Genomic DNA, 24,427 nt, shown 5'->3' with positions numbered 1-24,427 from the left:
TTATAATTGACAAAAAGTATTATAACCTTCTTTAAATTTCATTGATCCGATAATTTATTTTATTTTAATATTTGGTCAAGGCGTTTTTCTGAATTGTGTCAAAACAGCTGCCATCTAACTTTGCCAACTAAAAATTTATATGGAACTGCCCCAAAAAAACGACTATCAAAAGAGTGATTGCGGTTGTCGCCAACCATGTTTGGTGGATTTCAAACTCCAACGGAGTAAATTCTAATCGGAAGTGGAGAGCTTATAGGCCAACTTCACCAGTTGTTTCAAACTCCAACGGAGTAAATTCTAATGAAAATTCGGCTACTTTCAGCGATATTGCCGAAAGTTTAAAACTCCAACGGAGTAAATTCTAATATGCTTGCCCTTATTCTTCTTAGCTCGCTTATTAGCTCGTTTCAAACTCCAACGGAGTAAATTCTAATGCGCTTGCTTCACTTTTGCCTTTACAAGACGAACGTTTCAAACTCCAACGGAGTAAATTCTAATCTAAGGCACTTAAAAGATGATGGTATTCTTAGTTTTGGTTTCAAACTCCAACGGAGTAAATTCTAATAAAAGTATTAAAAATGACTAGGCAAGAATTAGCAGAGTTTCAAACTCCAACGGAGTAAATTCTAATTTTATGATATTGCTTAACCAGTTTTTAAAACCATTTTGTTTCAAACTCCAACGGAGTAAATTCTAATACCACTAGGATTATTAATTGAAGTTTGAAAGCCGTGTTTCAAACTCCAACGGAGTAAATTCTAATACCACTAGGATTATTAATTGAAGTTTGAAAGCCGTGTTTCAAACTCCAACGGAGTAAATTCTAATAGATATTTCAAAGAAAACATAATGATCTCAAAGCGTTTCAAACTCCAACGGAGTAAATTCTAATGACGAAGTCCGCCAAATGGTGGCTCTTGTCAAATGTTTCAAACTCCAACGGAGTAAATTCTAATCTACAAGCGCAGGCATATACTACCACCCCATAAATGTGTTTCAAACTCCAACGGAGTAAATTCTAATCTAAAGCAAAAAACAAAACATAAGAAACAACTATAGTTTCAAACTCCAACGGAGTAAATTCTAATTCGGTTATGCTGGCAAAAGACAAGATGGAAACTGGTTTCAAACTCCAACGGAGTAAATTCTAATGCAATGCAGTAGTTGTTTCTAATTTGGAAACATGGTTTCAAACTCCAACGGAGTAAATTCTAATCTTTTTAACTGGCTTTAGTCCTCGCCCCTTAGCGGTGTTTCAAACTCCAACGGAGTAAATTCTAATGCCTTTTTGTTTGGCAAAATCTCACAAGTGACTGCCTCGTTTCAAACTCCAACGGAGTAAATTCTAATGGCGATGGCGTTTGGCATTGTCGATCAAGAGGGCATGTTTCAAACTCCAACGGAGTAAATTCTAATAAGTTGAAATAGTAGAATCAATCTTGCCAGTTTCTCGTTTCAAACTCCAACGGAGTAAATTCTAATTATCCAGCACAAATACAGATAGCTATATCATCATTAGGTTTCAAACTCCAACGGAGTAAATTCTAATTTGTCGCTTTTCTCACTGCTGTTTCTACTGCTGAAATGTTTCAAACTCCAACGGAGTAAATTCTAATTTTGAATTTTTTGGAGCAGACCAAAAATTAGAATGTTTCAAACTCCAACGGAGTAAATTCTAATTTTATGATTGCTCGCAGAGTTAAGGGCTTCATAAAAGTTTCAAACTCCAACGGAGTAAATTCTAATGAGATATTAGATCAATCCTGCCATTTAGTTTTCTAGTTTCAAACTCCAACGGAGTAAATTCTAATATATAGCTAGGTTTATGTGTAGTTTCAGCCATTTTAGGTTTCAAACTCCAACGGAGTAAATTCTAATAGTAGTTTATCTGCCTTAGAATATCGAAATATTACTTTGTTTCAAACTCCAACGGAGTAAATTCTAATTCTTGGCTAAATATAATATAAGTGTGTACAAAGGTGGTTTCAAACTCCAACGGAGTAAATTCTAATTAATGAGCCTAGTGTTATTGAATATACTATTACTGGGTTTCAAACTCCAACGGAGTAAATTCTAATTAGGATTTCAAACTTACGACAATTGTTTATTTTATAGTGGTTTCAAACTCCAACGGAGTAAATTCTAATTTGAACTTCTTACAAGACCACCTTTTAGAATGTATTTGTTTCAAACTCCAACGGAGTAAATTCTAATTTTAAGCCACTCAATCACGGCGATTTAGCCTACTATAGTTTCAAACTCCAACGGAGTAAATTCTAATTTCACTTATCCTTACTCTTTGTGAGCGAGTGACGTCTTGTTTCAAACTCCAACGGAGTAAATTCTAATTATAAAATGAGAGAAAATCTATTAACAGTCGATCAGCGTTTCAAACTCCAACGGAGTAAATTCTAATTATCTGGAGATGAAAGTAGGGCAGGGACTAAATTTAGTTTCAAACTCCAACGGAGTAAATTCTAATTAATGAGCCAGCTGGGTCATAAAAGCCCCCCTTCGCCGTTTCAAACTCCAACGGAGTAAATTCTAATTTGCAGCTCCTATTCCGTTACCGCCATTCGTGGGAGGTTTCAAACTCCAACGGAGTAAATTCTAATTTGGAAAAACGGCTGCAAAGCAATGTTTTATGATGAGTTTCAAACTCCAACGGAGTAAATTCTAATTCAAATCGTCAGGAAAGAGTTAGTCAATATACTAAGTTTCAAACTCCAACGGAGTAAATTCTAATTCAAATTTTCTACATTAAAGACCCAAATTTTCTACATGTTTCAAACTCCAACGGAGTAAATTCTAATTTTTGTATCGCCAAAATTTGGCTTATCGCTTGCAATATGTTTCAAACTCCAACGGAGTAAATTCTAATTTTGGTTGGCGATCTCTGCGCCTTTGCCAAAAAAGCGTTTCAAACTCCAACGGAGTAAATTCTAATTTGTATGCCTGCTCCGAAAATAGCGATCTAAACAAAAGTTTCAAACTCCAACGGAGTAAATTCTAATTAGCACCAAAAAGCTGATTTTATAGGTGTTCTAGTGCAAGAAGTCTATATTTTTTCGCCTTAAATTTGACTAAAATTTAGTCATGTACAAATACGCCAAGCCCTAAATTTCAAGCATTTTAAAATCTTAAAAAACGCTTTATTAAAATGCGATTTCACTCCCACCTAAAGCCTTCATAAGGCGCGTCCTCGCAGATACACTTTTTAAGCTTATTTGCTTCGCGGCGGATCACCTGCCTCCACGTTAGCTCCCTACCGCCCACCGTGAGCGTCTCGCAAAGGCGCGAGATCATCTTTAGCTCGATCTTTTGCACGGCGTCGTTGCTAAATTTTATCCTGCCAGCGTCCGTTTGGAAGTCTTTTGCGGTGATCTCTTTTTTATTTAGCATGTTAAAAATCAGCGTGTCGCCCAAGATCGGCTTAAAAATCTCCGCAAGGTCGAGGTGAAGGCTTAGCGCGCGGTAGTTTGGCTCGTGCAAAAAGCCAATGCGAGGATCTAGCTCGGTCTTGTAAATTTCGCTTAGGCAGATGTTGTAGATACGCGTATTTACGTAGCTTATGAAGCTATTTATCTTATCAGCTGGCGGGCGTTTTGAGCGGACGGTAAATTTAAAGCTTCGCTGATCTGCGATGATCTCGTTCCACTTTTCGTAGTAGAGCTTTTGAAATGCACCCTCTACCGCCATGATAGCAGGCACGCTAGTGGCGGCATCTAGTGCCTTTATGTGAGGCTGCACGTCAAATTTTACGCCGTGTCTTTTGCAGTTTGCAGCGTCATTTATGATGTGGGCTCTAGTGATCTCGCGCGCGATATATGCACGTTTGATCGGATCATCAAAAGAGCGGAGCTGGCAAAGCAGCACAAAGCCGCTTTTATTTACGGAGTTTGGCGTGTTTGGGTAGAAATTCCCGCGAAAGCTCTGATACGGACTAAAGATGTGCAAAAGGATGTTATTATCCGCTAAAAATGCGATGGTGTAGGTGTCGATCTGCACCTTTGCCAGCATGTAAATTTCATCGATCGCGTTTACCGGCAGGATCTTGCACGAAGCTCGCTCGCCCATCTCGTCAAATTTTTCAAAATAGATATTGTTATCTTGCCTATAAAGCCTACCTGGACTAAGTATAAAGTGCGTCCTATCGTTCTTTTGCATATTTGCTCCTTAGCTAAATACCGGGCTATTTTTATCTACGCCAATGACGATGCGCTCGGAGTATTTTAGTGAGTTAAATGTATAGATGACGATGGAGTCTAGCTCGCTTACGCACTCTTTTTGCAGCGTCTTGCTTAGTTTTTTAAAGTCGCTCTCGCGGATCTCGCCCTCATAGACTGAAAACTGCACGCGAGGCAGAAACTTCTCGACCGCTTTTCTGATACGATTTGCGTTATTTCGCTCTTTTTGCTCGCGCCCTACGATGTCGTAAAAAAGTATCACATACATCTTGCCTCCTAAACAGTGCAATAGTCGTGATATGCGCAGTTTTGGCAAAATTTGCCCTGCGTAAATTTGGGTGGCTTTTCTAAATTTGCAAGTGCGCTTATCTCGCCTAAAATTTGCTCCATTAGAGCGAAATTTTCGCTGGTGTCATCAACTAATATCACCTTTTTACCGCTTATTAGTTTGCCTTTTACCTCTTTTAAATTTAAGCCAGTTTTTAAAAGATAGATGTAAAAAAGCAGTTGCATCTTGCCTGCAAGCTCGTTTTTTAGGCTCTTTTTATACTCAGTGATGAGGTAGTGGCCGTGCTGTTTTGAGAGTTTGTCAAATTTTAGGTTGCCAAAGGCAAATTCTTGCAAATCGCGCTCTTTGATGTCCGCCAGCGCCTTGCCCATCAGCACGTTTTCATCCTCTTGGTCGGCATGGATCTGATGCGCGTAAAGCCACGCCTCGCGCTTACAGGTGAAGTAGTAATTCACAAGCGTGCCAGTGATCTGATCTTTTGAGAACATTAGTCAAATACCTCATCGGTTATGTCTAAATTCGTATCTTTTTTAAGGCCATACTCGGCACTATAAAAATAAGACGAGCCAAACGGCAGATAAAACATATCTTTTAGTCCGTTTATTTGTTTTAAATTAGGCATTAGCTTATTCATATCTTTTAACGTTACGTTTATGCTAAATTTTGACAACTTTCTGATGTGGTTTTTAAAAAGATCTTTTATGGTAAATTTCTCATTCGGACTATTTTTTATTTCAAAAATTTTAGCTTCAAAATCTTTAATAAAATTTTCTTTAGGCTCGATTATTATGGTTTGTTTGTAGTTGTCGTTCATGATTTCCTCTATTTTTTGATTTATATTTTCAAATTCCAACTTTTCTATCTCGCTTTTTACATGCAAATTTTCCAGTTGATTGCTTATCTTTTGAAAATACAAATTTGAAATTTCTAAAATTTCGCTCTCTCTCACCTCTTTTTGCTTAAGATCGCTCAAAATAGTTCCACTTACTTTATACAAATCGCCGTAAATCAAATTTGTAAATTTGCTTATTTCAGGAAAGACGTATAGCTCGCCTCTTGTTGCTCCAAAATGCCTATTTACGCGCCCTGCTGTTTGTATGATAGAGCTAATGGGCGAGACTTCGCGAAACCCAATGTCAAAGTCAAGATCCACTCCCGCCTCGATGGACTGCGTGGAGATAAGTAAAATTTTGCTTGCGAGCGGATCAACTTTACTTTTATTTACCGCGCACCTTACAGCCTCTATAGTAGCACGCTTGTGATCATCATACATATATCCGTTTAGGCAAAAGCAGCTAAATTTATCCCTTAGTTTTGTAAAAAGCTCCTGCGCTTTTTTGATAGTATTTACGACGACTAGAGTATTTTTATCGCTTGCAGCCTCGCAAATCTTTTCTAAAAGCTCATCTTCGCCGCCTATATCAAGCCATTTTATGACGTATCTGTCCTGCTTTGAAAAATAGTCTAAATTTGAAATTTCTTTAAAATTTTCGCTTTTTATGACCGGCATCGTCGCTGACATAAATATAAAAATAGTGCCAAGCCTCTGCGAAATGATCTCGCAAAGCAGGATAAAATCTTTTCTAAAATTATATGGGATCGCTTGCGCCTCATCGATGATAACGACGCTATTTTTTAGCTGATTAAATTTAACATTATCTTTGTTTTTATTGCCAAATAGCGCAAATATCAGCTGATAAAGCGTAGTTACGTTTATCTCGCCGCTAAAAGACTCCATCAAAAATTTGATCTTTGAGTATCTATCCTCTTGGGTTAGATTTTCTTCGCCTATCGTCGTTTTGTGATGTGCCTTGCTGACCAAAATATCGCTATTTTTATAAATTTTCGCGACTATATCGTAGGTTTGATCGATTATCGAAGTAAATGGAAGCGCATAAATTATGCGAGGTTTATTAAATTTCAATGCAAAATTTAATGCCGTCAAAGTCTTACCATAGCCAGTGGGCGCAGTCAAAGTAAAAAGTTTGCACTCTTTGTCAAAGTTGTTTAAGACAAAATTTCTAAACGCATCTCGCTTTTTATTTGGCGGCAAATTTTGGATATCACTCTCTAAAACATCTATCGGTATATCTTTGCTTTGCTGTTTTGGCATGCTAAAGATAGCTTCAAATTTATCGTTATAAATCAAATTTGAATATAGGCTTTTGAAATTTATAAAGTCCTCATAGGTAAATTTGTGCCTGTACTGCGATAAAACTAAGTATTGACGAAGCTTTTCCGCTCTATCTAAAAACTCATCCTTTTTTGTAGATAATCCAGAATAGATCTTAATGTTTTTAGCAGCGCCAGCCACTTCATCCCACTGCTCTAGCTCTTTTTGGTTTTTAAAAAATTTATTAGCTTCTCTGGCTAGCGTCATTAAATTTACCACGTCGCCGTGGTGCGAAACGATAGCAAGAAAGCCAAACAGGGTTGGTATCTCATCAAATTTTGAGTTTAACAAGAAAAAATATGCCGACAAGAGCGAGTGGTTTTTATCCAGCTTGTCGTTTGAAGTATCTCTGATGTAAATTTGAAAATTATTTTTCAGTTTTGCGATGTCGTGGTAGAGTTTGACCTGCTTACCCAGCTCATCGTCGTCAGGCGAGATCATATTTTTTATATGATTTTCTAAAAGTTTATTTGGATGAGACCAAAACTCGTCAAATAAAATAGACTCTTTCATCATTTATCTGATAAATATTTCCATGATTTTTAGATTTTATAAGCTCTTTGCCATTTATCTCCATAACAAAGTCTTTAAAATCTTTAAAAATTCGTCCATTTTCGCAGCCACAAGGCATTCTTGCCGTAGTTAATTTCGCATTTTCATTAATGTCTTCAAAAATAAAATCATCCATAAGCGTAAATGTATTTATAAAGCTTTCAGCTTGCGATATTTTTTCGCATATTTTTATATCGATCCAGCTAAAATCCGCTATACAAAAATTTATCCCAAGATAGGGCGTAAAGGCGGTTTTATGCTCTTTTAAATTTGAGATTATTTTATCTTGATACCTTTGCCCTAAATTTTCTAAATTTAAAAATACGACATAAGATGGCGAGCAGATTAGCTCTCTGTAAAACTGCTTTTTCTCTTTTGCGTTTTGATAACCTTCCTCTATGTGCATATTGCTTGATAGGGCAAATTTTATGCCGTTAAAGACAAAACTTTTTTTTAAAATTTGCCTATCTATTTTTACGCTGTATTGGATGTTTGATAGCTTAAAGTACTCTTCTTCGCCTATAACAGCGCCTAAAAAGCCCATTATAGTGGTCTTTGGCGGTACTGGATAGGTCAAGCTAGAGTAAATCGTCGCTGGATGCGAAAAATGAGCGTAATCGCCAAATAATCTAAAAGCAACAATGCTCATTTTATGCCTCTATCTTTTTCCAACTGCTGTCAAAATTTTCTTTGTTTATCGTTTCAAAATCATAATCGCTCATATACTCTATCTTTTCTATATTTGCGGCGTATCTCGCGAGTTTATTTTTTAAATTTGTAAAGTCGATAGTGTATTCATTGATGCTTCTTATCACTCTATCTTCTTTTTCGCTTTTTAGGCTTATGCTATTGTTTAGATCGCCTGCAAACGTATCGTCTTTGTATGTGATGATTAGCATAAACCTCGGAGTTTGACCGATTTTGGAGCGAGTTGTTAGGTTTTTAGTGCCGTGCCATAAAGCTTTTAAAATTTTAGCCTCATCGGCTTCGTTAAAGCCTGTTTTTGCTGCATTATAGTTATCTATGATGCCATAAGTAGCAAAAATAGCGTATTTTATAAATTCCTCTTCTCTAAAAGTCGCTTGATCTTTTTGTTTTTTTGGATCATTTGGATCGTAGTCGCTAGCAAAAGCGCCAGTTCCTTTAACATGCTCTACTTCGACCTTGTTTAGGGATTTGCTTAGTCTAAACTGCACTGGTCCAGTAAACTGAACGCCTGCAGTTTTTATCTCTTTGTCTTGCTTCATCTCGTCTTTATCTGAAATAGGCAAAACTCCGCCAAATGCGCGGATATCGATAAATTTAGACAAAATTTCTTTTTGCAGTTCGCTTTTGCCTTGCTTTATGTTTATACTCTGTCTGATAGCCGTTTTAGCGTCTAGCAGGGCGTCTTCTATCCTATACTCCTTTATAAAAATCGACGCCTCATCTTTTTTCATGATCTCATCTCTAATAGTCCTTTTTATGCGCACGTCCGTCACCTCGGCTACGCCAGTTTCATCATCTCGCCTAGGAGCGTTATCCTTTAGCATATCACCGTTTGGGTTCCAGTTCTCTCCGTCCCATAAAAAAAGTATCTCTTTTTTTTGCATCTTATTCTCCTTATTTTGTTTTTTCTTTTATAAATTTACGATAGTCACTTCCGCCCATAGCAAAGGCAAGTGTAGTATGTGAGGTTTTTACCATCTTTCTCTCCTTAGAAAAGACCTGCGGTAAAATTTCGATCAAACACTCTTTTATGTTTTCAATGTTAGCATTTGGCTTGCCAGAAGCAGCCTTAAGCTTTCTAATCATCTCATCGCACTTGGTCCAAATTCGTTCTAAATTTTCCATGCTTATCGATCCGCAGTCGTTAAGCCAGTTGCTAAAGGATACGCCGCCGTTCACGCCAAGCTGCCAGTTTATCATGGCCGCGCTTAGCATACCGAGCAAATAAGCGCTAGTGAGCGCATCGTTTTGATTTAAAAACTCGCTATTTTTGATTAGCTCTTTGATTAGTTCTTTTTTATCGGTTAAATTTTCCAAATCGCACTCCTTTTGAAAGACTAGTTTTTTGTTTAAGACATTGATCTCATTAAAGAAATTTTGATATTTTGCAATATTTTCAAACTTTCTTTCTTTGTAAAAATCGTTAAAGTATTTGCTCCATTCCAACTTTTTTGCATAGCTTTTATTGACGCTACCATAATAAATCAGATCGCTATATCTTTCTATCATAATCTCTAAATCAAATTTATTTCGCGATAACAAAAAGCTCATCACGCCAAGCCTGCTTTCAAATAAATTTTGCAGATAGATCGTCTCTTCTGTGCCGCTATTTTTTTCATAGAAGGCTTTTATGTTAAAATGGCTCATTAAATTTGAGATGCGAGAGATAAAAGATGGTAAAACATCGTCTATCGCAAGCTTTAAATCGATAGCAGCGTTGCTTTGCGTGTAAAATAAAATCGTATTTAAAACAGGTAAATTTTCCTGCTTTTTAGCTGTTGTCTCGAGATAATAATCTATGCTAAATTTTATGGCTTCCTCGGCGATTTCAATATTTTTTATGTCGTTCTTTGAAGTCTCTTCAAGTATTTTTACAATTTCTTCTAAATTTACTGAGCTACTCAAAATAGTCGGTAAAATCGCCATTTTCATACCATAAAAATTATGCGATAGCTTATCTTTTATCGCCTTAAAGCCATTTTCTACCTTTTTTGCACTATTGGCGCTCAGTGGCAGTAGTTTTGATTTGATAAATTGCATATTAGCAGGCATCTCATTTACCGAGCAAAACGCTAAATTTGCATCACCGCCGATACCTTTTTTGTTTGTCAAAATATCGTATCCGTAAGATGATTTTTGCTCTTTTACGCTGATATGATTTTCAAAAATTTGCTTAAAATATGCAGAAACTGGCTTGCCATTATATGAGAGCGAGAAAAAAGTAGCAACTTTTTTGCCTTTTTCGTTTTTTAGCTCATCAAGACCTTTGATCTCATCTATAATACCAGCAAAATACTCTTCGTTTATGCTTGATAGTATGGATAAAATAGCGTCTTTTTCTATAATGCTTGGCTCAAAAAAAGAGAGCAAATTTGATATGGATTTTAAAATGCCTCTTATAAATTTAGCTTCGTCTTTATTTATTTCTTTGGATAAAAATTGAGAATTTGGGAAAAGATTGCCAGAATTTGCCCCAACGCCAAATCTACATATTATTAGGTCGTCTTTGCTTATGTTTAAATTTGGCTCTATTCGCTTGGTTTTTATGTCGCAGAGATAGACTTTGATCTTGTCATATTTGTGAGCGCCATTTTTGAGCTTAAGCTCTTCTTTTTCATATACCTCGCCTATGTCAGCAAGAATTTTAACTATATCAGCCAAAACATGTTCCTTAAACTAAGTAAGCGTTACTTTACTCCAAATATTTTTAAAAGTCAAATTATCATATTTTATACAATGATATTTTGATCTATTGTCTATTTTGTTGTACAATAATCCAAGAAAAGCAAGCCAAATAGTAGTTTCCTTGTAGGATTTGAAATTCATATTTTATTCAACTTGCTTTTCTTCTACTGCTTCTAAAAACCCTAGTCCGCAGTTCATACATCCACTACCAACCCCCACATCAAGGATCAAATTTATAAGCTCTGGCCTTGCTTTGATGTGCCATTTTGCAGGCCATGCCTTGACTGGCATATTGTTGTTACCGTAGTAAAAATATAATGGCTTTTGTAAATTTTGCCAAAGCAAATTTAGCTCAAATTCGCCCTTATATTTATACCCCATAAGTGTTTCAAATCTTTGCAGCGCGTTTGTTTTCATCATTTCAAGATGTCTAGAGTCTTGCGGCTCAAGATGCACTTTGTATCCCAAAAGTCCAACGACCGAACACGCAACACATCCCTGAAAAGTAGCCTCATTTTGTAAAATTCTATGCTCTTTTACCGACACAGATGTATCAACTAAATAAATGTTGCCAAGTTTTAATCCATCTTTTAGCACAGCAAAAGCGATCGTTTTTTCAAATTCTGGCACAAACGAGCTAAATCTTATCTCTAAGCTTAAGCCATTTAGATTAAAATCAAAATTTGATCTTTTAAAATTTTTACCGCTTTCTTTATGTGTGTATCCGTCATGTTCAGCCTTTGGCAAATAGCTATAAATATAGCCTTGTATGAGCCTGGATAAAGACTTTACTATTTTTAAATTTTGAGTAGGTAGGCGTGAATTTATAATGATCATCCTTGCTCCTTATTTGTTGCTAAAATGGATTATAACTCAAAATTTTGTAAAAAATAGACAATTATATAAAATAAATTTTTTAGAATTTATTTTTTATTTTAAAATAATGTAGCTAAATAAAATCAAAGACTTATTTTAAAATTCAAATGCTCTTTTCTTGACATATAATAATGTTTTTTGTATAATCTCAATTCTTTTTTAAATAATCATGTCTTGCTAGCTCAGTCGGTAGAGCATCTCACTTTTAATGAGGGGGCCGTTGGTTCGAATCCAACGCAGGACACCATTTTTTGGGTTTATGACCCTTTCGTCTAGTGGCTCAGGACTCTACTTTCTCTGTGTAGGAACAGAGGTTCAAATCCTCTAAGGGTCGCCAGATATTTTAAATTTTAGGTCGCTTAGCTCAGTTGGTAGAGCGCCACCCTTACAAGGTGGATGTCATAAGTTCGAGTCTTATAGCGACCACCATTACTTTTAGGTGCAGCGGTAGTTCAGTTGGTTAGAATGCCGCCCTGTCACGGCGGAGGTCGCGGGTTCGAGCCCCGTCCGCTGCGCCATCTACTTTTAAATTTTTCATTTTTTTATTTTTGTCTTTATTTTTTAAGTTTAATGCAATTTTTTTATAAAATATTCTGTTAAATAATATGTAAAATAATACATAAAATATTGTCTTTAGAAAAATTTAAAATATATTTTTCTTTATTAAAAATTTTTAGTTTTTATAGCAAAAATAACAATGAAAGCCCAATTTTCACTCGATTTTCTAAACAAAGAATATTTTAATTTTAAAACCAAATTTAATATAAAATTTTTTAATTATCTTTATAGCATTATTGAAAATCAAAATAAAAAAATATCTATATTTAATGTACGAGGCATATTTTAAAATTTAAAGTCAAAATTTGTTTTATCGCGCAAATATATAAATTTTATGCCTATATGAGATAAATTTATCCTGCCAAATGGCTAATATAAACCTCAAAAGCTTAAATTTTGGTGTAAATTCTATTTTTTCTCAAAAGTGATTACCGGCAAAGAAAAAATATTATTTTTATCTTTTGATTATCAAAATATCAATATAATCGTAAAAATTTATAAAAGGATAATTATGGCACTTGAAAATGTATTAAAAGCGATTGAGGATATAAAAAATGGGAAAATGGTCGTAATGGTCGATGACGAGGACCGCGAAAACGAGGGCGATCTAGTCTTTTCAGCAGCTAGCAGCGACATGCAAAAGGTAAATTTTGCTATCACTCATGCAAAGGGCGTGCTCTGTCTTGCGATGGACGAGGCAAACGCCAAAAGGCTTGACTTGCCGCTAATGGTAGCCAAAAACACATCGAGCCACGAGACAGCTTTTACGGTTACGATCGACGCAAAAGACGCAACAACGGGCGTGAGCGCATACGAGCGCGATATGACGATCAGGCTTGCAGCTGATGCTAGCTCAAAGCCTGAAGACTTTGTGCGTCCAGGACACATCTTCCCGCTCATCGCCAAAAATGGCGGCGTACTAGTTCGCACAGGCCACACCGAGGGCTCGGTCGATCTTTGCAAGCTCGCTGGCGTTGCTCCGATGGCTTCGATATGTGAGATCGTAAAAGAAGATGGCACCATGGCAAGACGTGATTATTTAGAGGAGTTTTGCAAAAAATTTGGGCTAAATATGATCAGCGTTTCTGACTTGGTTGAGTATAGGCTAAGTCATGAAAGCCTCATAAGAGTTGGCGAAAAAAGTGACGTGATGATCGCAGACTGTGCTGCAGCAAGATACGATATCACCGATCACAAAGGCAAAATCCACTCAGCTTATATTTTTGGCGAGCCAAAGAGCAAGACAAATGTCAAATTTCAAAAGATCATAGCCGATCACGAGCTTTTGAGCAGTCCAAAATACGAAGAGCTTTTAAAAACTATCAAATTTCTAAGCCAAAATGGTGGAATTTTGATCTTTTTAGATAGTGACAACTCAAACACAAGCAAAGACTACGGCATCGGAGCGCAAATTTTAAATCACTTTGGCGTAAAAGAGATCGAGCTTTTAAGCTCAAATAAAAATAAAGAATTTGTAAGCTTAGCTGGTTTTGGGCTAAATATAGTCGGTTATAAGGAAATTTAAATATCACCAAATTTAGCCAGTTTAGCTTAGCTCTGGCTAAATTTTATAATACTTTCTGCATTATTTTTTACAGATAACACACATTTAAATTAGTATTACACATTAAATTTAAGAAGTTTCTTTTTTGTTTAAGTTTAACTAGCATAATTTTAGTTCATAAACCAGTTTTCATGCTAAAAATTAAATATTTTACTTCAAATATATTTTATAAAATAAATCAAATTTAATTAAAAAATTTCTATTATATTGCTAATTTACGTTATTTTTATAGATTTAATCACTCTTTAATATAAAATATTATTTAAAACAAAAGATTAAATTTATATTTTAAATTTTATAATTCTACTAATATTTCACAAGGAGGATGAAATGAGATCTATATCAAACAAGATCGCATTGACGCTTATTGTTCTTTTGAGTGTATGCTTTGCTGTGATGTCGGCTGTTAGCTACTTTAACGCAAAGGATGAGGTGGTGAAACTGATCAGCCAAAACCAAGATCAAATTCTATCTGACATAAAGTCTGTGACGCAAAGTTTTATTGATGACTACATGGAAGACTCGCAAAAGCTTGCAAACAAGCTAGCAGGTAGCATTGGTAGAGAAGATGAAATTCTTGCTCGTTTAAAATCTACAAAAGAAAATTTAAAATCAATAGTCATAGGTGCTTATTTTGCAGCAGAGAGCAACGGCTATACTTATGGCTCAAATGGTAAAACCTTAACCCCAGAAAAAGATAAATACGAACCAAGGGGCAGGGGCTGGTATATCGCCGCAAAAAGTAGTGGAAAAACTATCTTTACAAAGCCATATATAGACATGGTCGCTCCAGAGCACGATCTGTGCATGACTTTCTCTACACCGATAACGGAGGGCGGCAAGCTTTTAGGAGCTACATTTACTGATGTTAATATCAGGCTTTTAAGTAAAAAGCTTCTAAAGATGGGTAAAACCGAGTTTGGCTATGTTTATTTTATGGATAAAGATGGTGTTATCTTGTTACATGATGACGAAAGTCTTATAAATAGTTCTGTTGAAGCGACTAAGACCTTGGCTGCTAAATTTGCAAGTAAAGACTTTGATGAAAACGGACTAATCTCTTATAAAAATGCGAAAAATGAAAATGTCTTGGCTAAAATTTTGCCTATAAACGACGACGGCTGGCTCGCAGTTGCTGCGATAAATGCCGATACTTTCACGAGCCAGACTATGCCCCTCCTAAAGATCCAACTAATCCTAGCAGTGCTATTTATCGTTATCCTCTCAGCATTTGTCTATTTCTTACTTAAAAAGTCTCTTAACCCTATAAAAACTATCCAATCTAAGCTTGATGATCTATTTAAATTTGTAACTTACGAAGCAAAAGCACCAAGCAAGCTAGAGGTAAGATCAAATGATGAATTTGGTGAGATGAGTAAAGCTATAAATGAAAACATCGACAAAGTCGTAGCTGGCATCAAAAAAGATAGCACTATGATAGATGAGCTAAATAAGGTAGCAAATTTAATGATTAAAGGAAGCCTTGGAGCAAAGATAGGCTCAACTCCAAACAACCCATCGCTAAATGAGCTAAAAGAGCTACTAAATAAATTCTTTACATCTATCTCAGCAAATTTAAAGGGCATAACAAATGTTCTTAGCTCATATACTAAAAATGACTTTACTGCAAAGGTTGAGATAAACGAAGAGCTAGAGGCTGATCTAAAGGCTATGATACTTGGAGTATCTAATATGGGCGAGGTAATTTGCACTATGCTAAACTCAAATTTAAATGATGCCAAGATGCTTGAAGAAAAAGCTACAACCCTAGCTTCAGCTATGAAAGAGCTTACACAAGGTGCTAGCACACAAGCAAGCTCACTTCAAGAAAGTGCAGCTGCAGTTGAGCAAATGAGTAGCTCAATGAATGCCATCTCTCAAAAGACAGCTGATGTTATAAGACAATCAGATGAAATTAAAAACATCATAACTATCATTAGAGATATAGCAGATCAAACAAACCTTCTAGCTCTTAATGCTGCAATAGAAGCAGCACGTGCAGGAGAACATGGTAGAGGATTTGCAGTTGTTGCTGATGAAGTTAGAAAACTAGCTGAACGTACTCAAAAATCTCTTGGTGAGATAGAAGCAAATACAAATGTATTAGCTCAATCAATAAATGAGATGAGTGAATCAATCAAAGAGCAAAGTGAAGGAATAAATATGATAAATCAATCAGTTGCTCAAATAGATCACCTAACAAAAGAAAATGTTGTAATTGCCAATAGGGCTAATGAAGTAACAAGCGATGTTGATAACATGGCAAAGACTATAGTAAGTGAAGTAAGAAAGAATAAATTTTAATCAAACTGCTTCATAAATCTTTATAAATTTCAACCTGGTTTAGACTGGGTTGGAATTTAATATTTTTAAATTTAATTTTTATCCAACTGCTTTAAATTTAATAATCAAAAAGCTTAAACAAAAATGCATGCAGTGCTTTAGCACAATTGCATGCCACCTCTAACGTGCGAGGGGATTGGGGGATTTAAAAAGGGGGATAAGGGGACGGCTTTGCTTCGCAGGCTCGCAACTGCAAGCAGACCGTAATTCAAGTCCCCTTGTCTCCCTTTAGAATAATTTGAATAAAAAAGAAATTTACAAATTTAATCAAGCTATTTTACAAATTTTAAAATTTCATGAACGAGTAATTTCGGCTTTAAAATTTGAGCTAAGCGCTAAGCGAAGCCAAATTTTAGCAGTCAATTCTTAGGGGTGAATGAAAGTTTAAAATTTGCAAAGCAAGTTTAAATTTGACTGCGTGATATGCTCGCTCATAAATTTTAAAATTTAATAAAAACTTTTGAAGGTCAAATTTAAATTTATAGCTATTTATGCTTTGCTTCGTGCTCTAGTAGCCAAATTTTAGTTGGCAGACCCTCGCCGCCTGAGTAGCCACCAAGGCCACTGCTGGATAGCACCCTGTGGCAGGGGATGATAATAGGCACTGGGTTTTTGGCATTTGCTGAGCCCGCTGCTCGGTAAGCGTTTTTGTGGCCTGCAGCAAGTGCAAGAGCAGCGTATGTGGTCGTCTCGCCGTATGGTACTTTTTGCAAAACATCATAAATTTTAGCTCTAAATTTGGTCGTTTTTACATCAAGTCTAACGCTAAATTTTTTAAGCTCACCCTTAAAATAGGCTTCTAGCTCATCCAAACAAAGCTTTAAATTTTCATCTTTTACCGCAACTTTTTCAAATTTATCTACAAAATTTATCTCACAAATTCCATTTTCACTAGAAACGATCTCTAAAATTCCAATGGGCGATTTTAGGTAGGCTTTTGACACATTTGCTCCTTGAAATTTGAAATTTTGGGCAAATTTTACTTTAGATTGTTTTGCTTTTTGATAAAATGCAAGCAAAATCAGCGATTTTGGACTAAAAACGAGCAAAATCACAAAGGAAATTTATGAGCTTTTTTACCGACTACGAAAAACACGTGAGTGAGCGAGAAAAAGAGGGCGTGCCGCCGCTTGCGCTAAACGCCAAGCAAACAAGCGAAATTTGCGAGCTTATAAAACTTGCTGGCAACTCTAGCGGCGATGAGAAGGTGCAAAACGAGCTAAATTTTCTTATAAATTTGCTCACAAATCGCGTAAATCCTGGCGTTGATGACGCGGCAAAGATAAAGGCAGAATTTCTTGGCGAGGTGATAGAAGGACTTAAGATAGACGGGCTTGATGCAGTTCGTGCCATTAAAATTTTAGGCAAGATGCTTGGCGGATACAACGTAGAAATTTTGGTGCGAGCGCTAAAAAATAGTGATGATGTTATCGCACAAGCCGCCGCAAATGAGCTAAAAAATATCATTTTGGTGCATGAGCATTTTGATGAGATCGCAAAGCTAGCAAGCAGCAATAAATTTGCAAAAGAGGTGCTTGTTTCTTGGGCAAATGCCGAGTGGTTTGCACATAAAAAGCCACTTGATGAGTGCATAAAGGCAGTGGTTTTTAAGGTGCCTGGCGAGACAAATACAGATGATCTAAGCCCTGCAAGCGAAGCCTATACAAGGGCTGACATACCGCTTCACGCAAAAGCGATGCTTGTTAAAAAGATGCCTGAGGGGCTAGAAATCCTAAAAGAGCTAAAAAGCCTTGGCAAGAGCGTGGCGTATGTTGGCGACGTGGTCGGCACTGGTAGCAGCAGAAAGAGCGGTATAAACTCGATCCAGTGGCACTTGGGTGATGAGATAGAGGGCGTGCCAAATAAAAAAACCGGTGGCATCGTGATCGGCACGACCATAGCTCCGATATTTTTTAACACCGCTGAAGATAGCGGCGCGCTCCCGATAGTTGCAAACGTAAATGAGCTAGAAATGGGCGATGAGATAGAGATTTATCCATTTAAAGGCGAAATTTATAAGCTAGCAGGCAATGAAAAAAAGCTCGTGGCAAATTTTAAACTAAGCCCAAACACCCTAAGTGACGAGATAAGAGCAGGCGGCAGGATACCTTTGATGATAGGTAGGCAAGTCACCAAAAAGGCTAGAGAGGCCTTGGGGCTTGGCGAGGAGCAAATTTTCATAAAGCCAGATCAGCAAAAAGAGCTAGGTGGTGGCTATACGCTCGCTCAAAAGATGGTCGGCAAGGCTTGTGGCAAGGCTGGCGTGAGAGCTGGGGCCTACGTGGAGCCTGAAATTTTGACCGTTGGCTCGCAAGACACCACTGGGCCTATGACTAGAGATGAGATAAAAGAGCTTGCTAGCCTTAGTTTTGGGGCGGATTTTGTCTTGCAAAGCTTTTGTCACACGGCTGCTTATCCAAAGCCAAGCGACCTTGAGATGCAAAAGAGCTTGCCTAAATTTATGACGCTTCGTGGTGGAGTTAGCCTAAGGCCAGGTGATGGCGTCATCCACTCGTGGCTAAACCGCATGGTCTTGCCTGACACGGTGGGCACTGGCGGCGATAGTCACACGAGATTTCCTATTGGCATTAGCTTTCCAGCAGGCAGCGGCCTAGTGGCGTTTGCGGCGGTGCTTGGTATGATGCCGCTAAATATGCCAGAGTCAGTTTTGATCAAATTTAAAGGCGAGCTAAAAGAGGGCGTGACGCTTCGTGATCTTGTCAATGCGATACCTTATTTTGCTATCAAAAAAGGGCTTTTAAGCGTTGAAAAGAAAAACAAAAAGAACATTTTTGCGGGCAAAATTTTAGAGATTGAAGGGCTTGAGAGCCTAAAAGTAGAGCAGGCGTTTGAGCTAAGTGACGCTTCGGCTGAGCGCTCGGCGGCTGCTTGTGTGGTAAATTTAAGCGTTGATAGCGTTGCGGAGTACGTTCGCTCAAACGTTGCGCTAATTGAAGCAATGATAAAAGCTGGGTATGAGAGCCGTGAAACGCTTGCCAGGCGAAAAGAGAAGATGCAAAAATGGCTAGAAAACCCAACTCTTTTAAGAGCCGACAAGGACGCAAGATATGCTGAAATTTTAGAGATTGATTTATCCAAGATAGATGAGCCGATCCTCGCCTGTCCAAACGACCCAGACGACGTGGCTACGCTAAGTGAAATTTTAGCCGATAACAAAAGAGCGCATAGCATCGACGAGGTCTTTGTGGGTAGCTGTATGACAAATATTGGCCATTACAGGGCGCTTGCTAGAATTTTAGAGCGTGAGAGCAAGCTTACTACTAGGCTTTGGATCGCGCCGCCAACAAAAATGGATAAAAAGACGCTTGAAGATGAGGGCGTTTATGAGATATTTAGAAGGCTGGAGGCTAGGACAGAGGTGCCAGGCTGCTCGCTTTGCATGGGCAATCAAGCAAGAGTGAACGATAATGCCGTTGTTTTTTCGACCTCGACTAGAAATTTTGACAACAGAATGGGTATGGGCGCAAAGGTCTATCTAGGAAGTGCCGAGCTAGCCGCTGTATGCGCGCTACTAGGGCGTTTGCCAAGCGTTAGTGAGTATAAAAAAATAGTAAGAGATAGTCTTAGTTTAAACAAAGATCAAATTTATAAATACCTAAATTTTAATGAAATAAGCGAGTTTAGTATATAAATTTGTTACAATATCGCGAAATTTTAAGGAGCTTTGATGAAAAAAGTAGCTTTTTTTCTCTTTTTTAGCAGTTTTCTTTTTGTAAATTTACACGCATTAGAGTGCGGTGATCTTGCTAAAAAAGAGAGCTTTAAAACTACTCCAAACGAGCTTGCTTACGCGAATGAGGGGCTATTTTATTGCGATGGCTCGCTTTTAAATTTAAAAGAGGTAAAAGAGCTTTTTGATGCGAGTGTGGCTGTTAGAAGCGAGTCTCAAAGCTGCGTTGGCGAGGGCGTTTATAGAGAAAATTTAAATAAATTTAGATGGGTCTTGCTAAAGGCTTCATTTGCCCCTGAAATCTATCAAAAAGAGCTTGAAAAGCCAGAGGTGGCTGAAGCTCAAAAAGATGCTCAGATGGAGTACTTTAGATACTGGGCGAATGAGAGCTTGTTTAACTTTTTAAAATATAAAAAATTCAGCGAAGCTTATAAAAACGCTCAAACTCCGCTGGTTAAATTTTACGAGGCTTTAGGCGTTGATAGTGCAAGTGCCGCCTACTACGCAACTAGCGTGATAAATGAGTTTTTAAGCTTTAGCGTCGGCAAAAAGGTAAATAAGGCTAAAACTCTAACTTCTGAGCAAAAGATGATGGCTCAAAAGCTAAGCCAAGACGAGCTTGCAAATTTGCTTTATTCTAAAAATTTCACCACCGCTGAGCTTACAAATTTACTTGATATTGCACTGCTAAATGACAAAAGTAGCGAGATGATAGAAGAGATCATAAGGCGCGGGGCTGACGTAAATTTAGGCGATGAGACACCGCTATTTTTTGCTCTTAAAAATTTAGAAAATGTAAAAATTTTGCTTAAAAATAGAGCCGATGTAAATCACAAAAATTTCTTTGGCAAAAGTGCGCTTTTTTACGCTGTGCAGTTTGAGGATGCGCCTCTTTGCGAGCTTTTGTTAAAGAGTGGGGCAAATGCAAACGAGAGCTATATCGACGAGCAGTCTAAGATGAATATGATAAATTTAGGCATGATGCAAGTAGAGGATACGTGCGGCCTAGAGCATACAAATAGAAGCGTTTTCATGCATGCAGCAGCTCATGCGACGCCTGAAATTTTAAAGCTTTTGATAGATAACGGTGCCGATATAAACGCCACTGATGATGCTGGATTTAACGCGCTTGATTATGCGATTAAAGATAAAAATGAAAAAAATATTAAATTTTTAGAAGAGCTTGGGTTAAAGCCAAATTTTAATTAGGAAGAGATATGAAAAAGACAGCTTTTGTGACAGGTGCGACATCTGGCTTTGGCGAGGCGATCGCTAGACGACTTTCTAAAGAGGGCTACAAGATAGTAGCTCTTGCAAGGCGCGAAGATAGGCTAAAAAAGCTTGCGAGCGAGCTTGGCGATACGCACATCATCGTAGCTGACATACGTGATAAAGAGGCTGTTTTTGGCGCAGTTGATAGCCTGCCTGATAAATTTAAAGACATCGAAGTGCTTGTAAATAACGCTGGGCTTGCCTTGGGACAAGAAAAGACGATAGATGCGAAGGTAGAGGACTTTGATACGATGATAGATACAAACGTAAAGGGTCTCATCTACTCGACAAAGGCCGTTTTGCCGCTACTTTACAAGCAAGAAAAGGGCTATATCTTTAACCTAGGCTCGACAGCTGGCTCGTGGCCATATCCTGGTAGCAACGTTTATGGCGCTACAAAGGCCTTTGTAAAGCAGTTTAGTCTAAATTTAAGAAACGATCTAGTTGGCACTAATATCAGGGTGACAAACATCGAACCAGGGCTTTGCAAGACTGAATTTAGCGAGGTTAGATTTAAGGGCGATAAGGCAAAGGCTGATAGCATCTATGAGCATACAAATTTCATCACGTCTGAGGATATAGCGACCATTTTGCTTAACTGCCTAAATATGCCTGAGAGCGTAAATATAAATAGGGTCGAAGTCATGGCAAATACGCAGACTTGGGCTGGACTTGCGATAGAAAAATTTTAAGGAGTTCTTGTGAGACAAATTTTATTATTACTATTTTTTAGTGCCACGCTTTTTGGTGTCGACCCAGAAGTCGCCAAAAGAAACGCACAAATTTACGGCGTTTTCACGCTTATACCGCCAGTTGTGGCCATAGCGCTTGCTTTTATCACAAAAGACGTTATATTGTCGCTATTTATCGGTGTTTTTAGCGGAACTTTTCTTATAAATATCGTTAATGAAAATGTATTTATGGGCATCATCAAAGGCTTTACAGGCATCGTTTCAAGAGTGGTTGAGTCGATGGCTGATAGCACTGATGCAGGCATCTTGCTTCAAGTGCTTTGTATAGGTGGCGTGGTCGCACTTATCACAAAGATGGGCGGCACAAAGGCGGTTGCTCTTTGGCTTAGCAAAAAGGCAAAAACTGGCGTTTCAGCTCAAATTTCAACTTGGCTTATGGGTATTTTTGTATTTTTCGATGACTACGCAAACGCCCTAATCGTTGGCCCTATCATGAGGCCAATAAGCGATAAATTTAAAATCAGCCGCGAAAAGCTAGCCTTCATCATCGACGCCACTGCAGCACCGATTGCAGGTATTGCTATCATCTCTACATGGGTCGGACTTGAGGTTTCGCTCATCGAAAAGGGCTACGAGCTAATCGGCGAGACAGGCATAAACGCTTATTCTATATTTATCGAGACCATTCCATATAGATTTTATAACCTCTTTATCTTGTTTTTCATCGTCTGCACAGCTTTGATGCAACGCGAGTATGGCCCTATGCTAGCAGCTGAAAGACGCGCTAGAAAGGGCGAGCTTCACTCTGGCAAAACTCAAATTCAAGACCTTGAGGATAAGACTCTTGAGCCAAAAGAGGGTGTAAAACTAAGCGCTTCAAATGCGATCGTGCCACTTCTTGTGCTAGTTATCGGCGCATTTACTAGCTTTTATTTTAGCGGTCTTGCTGCACTTGAGGGCGATACTCTTAAAAATGCACTTGCAAATCCGCTTTCATTTTCAACATTTAAAGATACTTTTGGCGCAGCTGACTCTGCTACATCGCTATTTCAAGCAGCACTCCTTGCTAGTATAGTAGCTATCACGATGGGCGTTTGGCGCAAAATTTTTGATGTAAAAGAGGCTATTAGCACGTGGGTAAAGGGCTGGAAAACTATGATCATCACGGTAGTTATCTTGCTTCTTGCGTGGAGTCTTAGCGCGGTTATAAAAGAGCTTGGCACTTCAAGATATTTGGTTGATTTGCTAAGTGATTCAACGCCTAAATTTATCTTGCCAGTGGCTGTTTTCATCCTTGGCTCATTTATCAGTTTCTCAACTGGCACTAGCTACGGCACGATGGGCATTTTGATGCCTCTTGCTATCCCGCTAGCTTATGCAGTGGGCAAAAACTACGGCCTAGATGGCGATGCGATGCACGCTTATATGATCGTAAATATCTCAAGCGTTCTAACTGGCGCTATCTTTGGTGACCACTGCTCGCCGATCTCTGATACTACGATACTTTCATCAATGGGCGCAGGTTGTAGCCACATCGATCACGTCTCAACGCAGATGATCTACGCACTTAGCGTTTGTGCGGTTTGTGTGCTTGTTGGCTACTTGCCTGTCGCACTTGGTCTTAGCGTTTGGATCGCACTTCCTTGCGGATTTTTAGCGATCTGGGCTTTGGTTAGATTTGTCGGTAAAAAAGTCGAAGAGAAAGCGGCATAAATTTGGACTGCAAATACCTAAAAGAGTGCGGATCATGCACTCTTTTTACCCCTTATAGTGAGCAAATTTCATTTAAAACTGATCTTATCAAGCAAAATTTCTCCCACTTTTACGAGGGTAAATTTGATCTTTTTAGCTCAAGCCCAAAGCACTACCGCACGAGGGCTGAGTTTGGCATCTGGCACGAGGGTAGCAAGCTTAGCTATACGATGCACGCTAGCGAAAAAGGCAAAAAGGTATTCATAGATGAGTGCCCAAAGGTTTGCGAGCAAATTTCACATCTCATGCCAAGGCTACTTGAGAGCTTGCAAAGTGATGAAAATTTACGCACAAAGCTCTTTGGAGTGGAGTTTATCGCCTGTAAAAGCGGCACATTAGTCACGCTTCTTTATCACAAAAAGCTTGATAGTGAGTTTGAAGTGGCGATGAAAATTCTAGCTAGCAAGCTTGATGTGATGATCCTAGCTAGATCTCGCGGTCAAAAGCTGCTAAGTGGCGAGCTAAATTTAGTTGATGAGCTAAATGTTGATGGGCAAATTTATAAATTTAGCCTAAGTGAAAATGCCTTTATCCAGCCAAATAAAGCGGTAAATGAGAAGATGATAACTTGGGCAAAAGAGTGCGTGCAAGGTGGCGCTGACCTACTGGAGCTTTACTGCGGACATGGGAATTTTACTATCCCGCTTTCGTTTAAATTTAAAAATGTCCTTGCCACTGAAATCTCAAAAAGCTCGATCGCAAATGCCCTTAAAAACTGCGAGCTAAATGGGGCAAAAAATATCAAATTTTTGCGAATGGACGCCGATGAGCTGATGAGTGCATTTGCTGGTGTTAGGGAGTTTAATAGGCTAAAAGATATAAGCTTAAACGACTTTAACTTCTCGTACGTCCTTGTCGATCCGCCTCGCGCAGGACTAAGTGAAAGCGTCATAAATTTCATTAGAAATTTCAAAAACATCATCTACATCTCGTGCAATCCAGAGACATTAAAAGAAAATCTAAATGAGCTTACTAAAAGCCATAAAGTGATAAAATTTGCGCTCTTTGATCAGTTTGCTAACACTCATCACATCGAGTGTGGCGTGCTACTAGAGGCAAAAGATAAATTTTAAAAGGAAAGTTAA

Annotated in this window: 17 protein-coding genes, 4 tRNA genes and 1 CRISPR repeat array; of the genes, 11 read left to right on the top strand and 10 right to left on the bottom strand. The window is 38.0% G+C overall.

Features of this window, described 5'->3' with window-relative positions:
* Nucleotides 1–98 precede the first annotated feature (98 nt).
* From CCS77_RS10635 to CCS77_RS05650, 9 genes are all read right to left on the bottom strand, one after another.
* Entirely contained in the window at nt 99–197 is a 99-nt protein-coding gene (locus CCS77_RS10635) for a S26 family signal peptidase (protein WP_219811385.1), read from the bottom strand.
* Between the two features lie 9 nt (nt 198–206).
* A CRISPR array of direct repeats spans nt 207–3,014; the repeat unit is 30 nt; unit sequence GTTTCAAACTCCAACGGAGTAAATTCTAAT.
* A gap of 154 nt (nt 3,015–3,168) precedes the next feature.
* Complete coding sequence (gene cas1 / locus CCS77_RS05685; protein ID WP_107916829.1) at nt 3,169–4,167, bottom strand: CRISPR-associated endonuclease Cas1; 999 nt, start codon at nt 4,165–4,167, stop codon at nt 3,169–3,171.
* Between the two features lie 9 nt (nt 4,168–4,176).
* On the bottom strand, nt 4,177–4,455 hold the full coding sequence (cas2, locus tag CCS77_RS05680) for a CRISPR-associated endonuclease Cas2 (protein WP_087580826.1): 279 nt from the start codon (nt 4,453–4,455) through the stop codon (nt 4,177–4,179).
* Between the two features lie 8 nt (nt 4,456–4,463).
* Complete coding sequence (locus CCS77_RS05675; RefSeq protein WP_107916828.1) at nt 4,464–4,964, bottom strand: CRISPR-associated protein Cas4; 501 nt, start codon at nt 4,962–4,964, stop codon at nt 4,464–4,466.
* Nucleotides 4,964–7,162, bottom strand: coding sequence for a CRISPR-associated helicase/endonuclease Cas3 (locus tag CCS77_RS05670; protein WP_107916827.1), 2,199 nt, complete (start codon nt 7,160–7,162; stop codon nt 4,964–4,966). The genes CCS77_RS05675 and CCS77_RS05670 overlap by 1 nt, the downstream gene beginning before the upstream one ends.
* Nucleotides 7,140–7,850 (bottom strand): CRISPR-associated protein Cas5, encoded by a 711-nt coding sequence (gene cas5, locus CCS77_RS05665; RefSeq protein WP_107916826.1) that lies wholly within the window; start codon nt 7,848–7,850, stop codon nt 7,140–7,142. The genes CCS77_RS05670 and cas5 overlap by 23 nt, the downstream gene beginning before the upstream one ends.
* 1 nt (nt 7,851) lies before the next feature.
* Entirely contained in the window at nt 7,852–8,793 is a 942-nt protein-coding gene (gene cas7b / locus CCS77_RS05660; protein WP_107916825.1) for a type I-B CRISPR-associated protein Cas7/Csh2, read from the bottom strand.
* A 10-nt stretch (nt 8,794–8,803) separates the two neighbouring features.
* The gene (locus CCS77_RS05655) at nt 8,804–10,570 is read right to left on the bottom strand and encodes a TM1802 family CRISPR-associated protein (protein WP_107916824.1); all 1,767 of its coding nucleotides are present in this window, start codon (nt 10,568–10,570) and stop codon (nt 8,804–8,806) included.
* Between the two features lie 168 nt (nt 10,571–10,738).
* A complete protein-coding gene (locus CCS77_RS05650) occupies nt 10,739–11,431 on the bottom strand; it encodes a CRISPR-associated endoribonuclease Cas6 (protein ID WP_107916823.1) in 693 nt (230 codons plus the stop codon).
* Between the two features lie 210 nt (nt 11,432–11,641).
* Between CCS77_RS05650 and CCS77_RS05645 the strand changes: the two genes are divergently transcribed.
* The 6 genes from CCS77_RS05645 to CCS77_RS05620 all read left to right on the top strand — a co-directional run bounded on the left by CCS77_RS05645 (nt 11,642) and on the right by CCS77_RS05620 (nt 15,896).
* A tRNA-Lys gene (locus CCS77_RS05645) sits at nt 11,642–11,717 on the top strand.
* A gap of 14 nt (nt 11,718–11,731) precedes the next feature.
* Nucleotides 11,732–11,807 (top strand) — tRNA-Glu (locus tag CCS77_RS05640).
* Between the two features lie 16 nt (nt 11,808–11,823).
* Nucleotides 11,824–11,899, top strand: a tRNA-Val gene (locus CCS77_RS05635).
* A 12-nt stretch (nt 11,900–11,911) separates the two neighbouring features.
* Nucleotides 11,912–11,988, top strand: a tRNA-Asp gene (locus tag CCS77_RS05630).
* A gap of 551 nt (nt 11,989–12,539) precedes the next feature.
* Nucleotides 12,540–13,553 (top strand): bifunctional 3,4-dihydroxy-2-butanone 4-phosphate synthase/GTP cyclohydrolase II, encoded by a 1,014-nt coding sequence (locus CCS77_RS05625; protein WP_107916822.1) that lies wholly within the window; start codon nt 12,540–12,542, stop codon nt 13,551–13,553.
* 369 nt (nt 13,554–13,922) lie between these two features.
* Nucleotides 13,923–15,896 carry a methyl-accepting chemotaxis protein gene (locus tag CCS77_RS05620; RefSeq protein ID WP_107916821.1) on the top strand — a complete coding sequence of 658 codons (1,974 nt, stop codon included), beginning with the start codon at nt 13,923–13,925 and terminating at the stop codon, nt 15,894–15,896.
* A 524-nt stretch (nt 15,897–16,420) separates the two neighbouring features.
* Here the strand turns inward: CCS77_RS05620 and CCS77_RS05615 are convergent.
* Nucleotides 16,421–16,879, bottom strand: coding sequence for a methylated-DNA--[protein]-cysteine S-methyltransferase (locus tag CCS77_RS05615; protein WP_107917299.1), 459 nt, complete (start codon nt 16,877–16,879; stop codon nt 16,421–16,423).
* A gap of 122 nt (nt 16,880–17,001) precedes the next feature.
* Between CCS77_RS05615 and CCS77_RS05610 the strand changes: the two genes are divergently transcribed.
* Genes CCS77_RS05610 through trmA form a run of 5 tightly spaced genes read left to right on the top strand, consistent with a single transcriptional unit; the run spans nt 17,002 to nt 24,415 of the window.
* Nucleotides 17,002–19,587 (top strand): bifunctional aconitate hydratase 2/2-methylisocitrate dehydratase, encoded by a 2,586-nt coding sequence (locus CCS77_RS05610; protein WP_107916820.1) that lies wholly within the window; start codon nt 17,002–17,004, stop codon nt 19,585–19,587.
* A 36-nt stretch (nt 19,588–19,623) separates the two neighbouring features.
* On the top strand, nt 19,624–20,835 hold the full coding sequence (locus CCS77_RS05605) for an ankyrin repeat domain-containing protein (protein ID WP_107916819.1): 1,212 nt from the start codon (nt 19,624–19,626) through the stop codon (nt 20,833–20,835).
* An 8-nt stretch (nt 20,836–20,843) separates the two neighbouring features.
* Nucleotides 20,844–21,590 carry an SDR family NAD(P)-dependent oxidoreductase gene (locus CCS77_RS05600; protein WP_107916818.1) on the top strand — a complete coding sequence of 249 codons (747 nt, stop codon included), beginning with the start codon at nt 20,844–20,846 and terminating at the stop codon, nt 21,588–21,590.
* Nucleotides 21,591–21,599: 9 nt separating this feature from the next.
* Nucleotides 21,600–23,303 carry a Na+/H+ antiporter NhaC family protein gene (locus tag CCS77_RS05595; protein ID WP_107916817.1) on the top strand — a complete coding sequence of 568 codons (1,704 nt, stop codon included), beginning with the start codon at nt 21,600–21,602 and terminating at the stop codon, nt 23,301–23,303.
* Nucleotides 23,304–23,305: 2 nt separating this feature from the next.
* Nucleotides 23,306–24,415, top strand: coding sequence for a tRNA (uridine(54)-C5)-methyltransferase TrmA (trmA, locus tag CCS77_RS05590; RefSeq protein ID WP_107916816.1), 1,110 nt, complete (start codon nt 23,306–23,308; stop codon nt 24,413–24,415).
* Nucleotides 24,416–24,427 lie beyond the last annotated feature (12 nt).

The organism is Campylobacter concisus (assembly GCF_003048375.1).
GTDB lineage: Bacteria > Campylobacterota > Campylobacteria > Campylobacterales > Campylobacteraceae > Campylobacter_A > Campylobacter_A concisus_T.
The sequence above is the reverse complement of the archived record's forward strand: the minus strand, read 5'-3'. Positions and strand labels throughout refer to the sequence as shown.

What these genes read in the sequence shown, in the direction of transcription:
- CCS77_RS10635 (WP_219811385.1), bottom strand. Translation starts at nt 197, where the DNA reads ATGGTTGGCGACAACCGCAATCACTCTTTTGATAGTCGTTTTTTTGGG.
- cas1 (WP_107916829.1), bottom strand. Translation starts at nt 4,167, where the DNA reads ATGCAAAAGAACGATAGGACGCACTTTATACTTAGTCCAGGTAGGCTT.
- cas2 (WP_087580826.1), bottom strand. Translation starts at nt 4,455, where the DNA reads ATGTATGTGATACTTTTTTACGACATCGTAGGGCGCGAGCAAAAAGAG.
- CCS77_RS05675 (WP_107916828.1), bottom strand. Translation starts at nt 4,964, where the DNA reads ATGTTCTCAAAAGATCAGATCACTGGCACGCTTGTGAATTACTACTTC.
- CCS77_RS05670 (WP_107916827.1), bottom strand. Translation starts at nt 7,162, where the DNA reads ATGAAAGAGTCTATTTTATTTGACGAGTTTTGGTCTCATCCAAATAAA.
- cas5 (WP_107916826.1), bottom strand. Translation starts at nt 7,850, where the DNA reads ATGAGCATTGTTGCTTTTAGATTATTTGGCGATTACGCTCATTTTTCG.
- cas7b (WP_107916825.1), bottom strand. Translation starts at nt 8,793, where the DNA reads ATGCAAAAAAAAGAGATACTTTTTTTATGGGACGGAGAGAACTGGAAC.
- CCS77_RS05650 (WP_107916823.1), bottom strand. Translation starts at nt 11,431, where the DNA reads ATGATCATTATAAATTCACGCCTACCTACTCAAAATTTAAAAATAGTA.
- CCS77_RS05625 (WP_107916822.1), top strand. Translation starts at nt 12,540, where the DNA reads ATGGCACTTGAAAATGTATTAAAAGCGATTGAGGATATAAAAAATGGG.
- CCS77_RS05620 (WP_107916821.1), top strand. Translation starts at nt 13,923, where the DNA reads ATGAGATCTATATCAAACAAGATCGCATTGACGCTTATTGTTCTTTTG.
- CCS77_RS05610 (WP_107916820.1), top strand. Translation starts at nt 17,002, where the DNA reads ATGAGCTTTTTTACCGACTACGAAAAACACGTGAGTGAGCGAGAAAAA.
- CCS77_RS05605 (WP_107916819.1), top strand. Translation starts at nt 19,624, where the DNA reads ATGAAAAAAGTAGCTTTTTTTCTCTTTTTTAGCAGTTTTCTTTTTGTA.
- CCS77_RS05600 (WP_107916818.1), top strand. Translation starts at nt 20,844, where the DNA reads ATGAAAAAGACAGCTTTTGTGACAGGTGCGACATCTGGCTTTGGCGAG.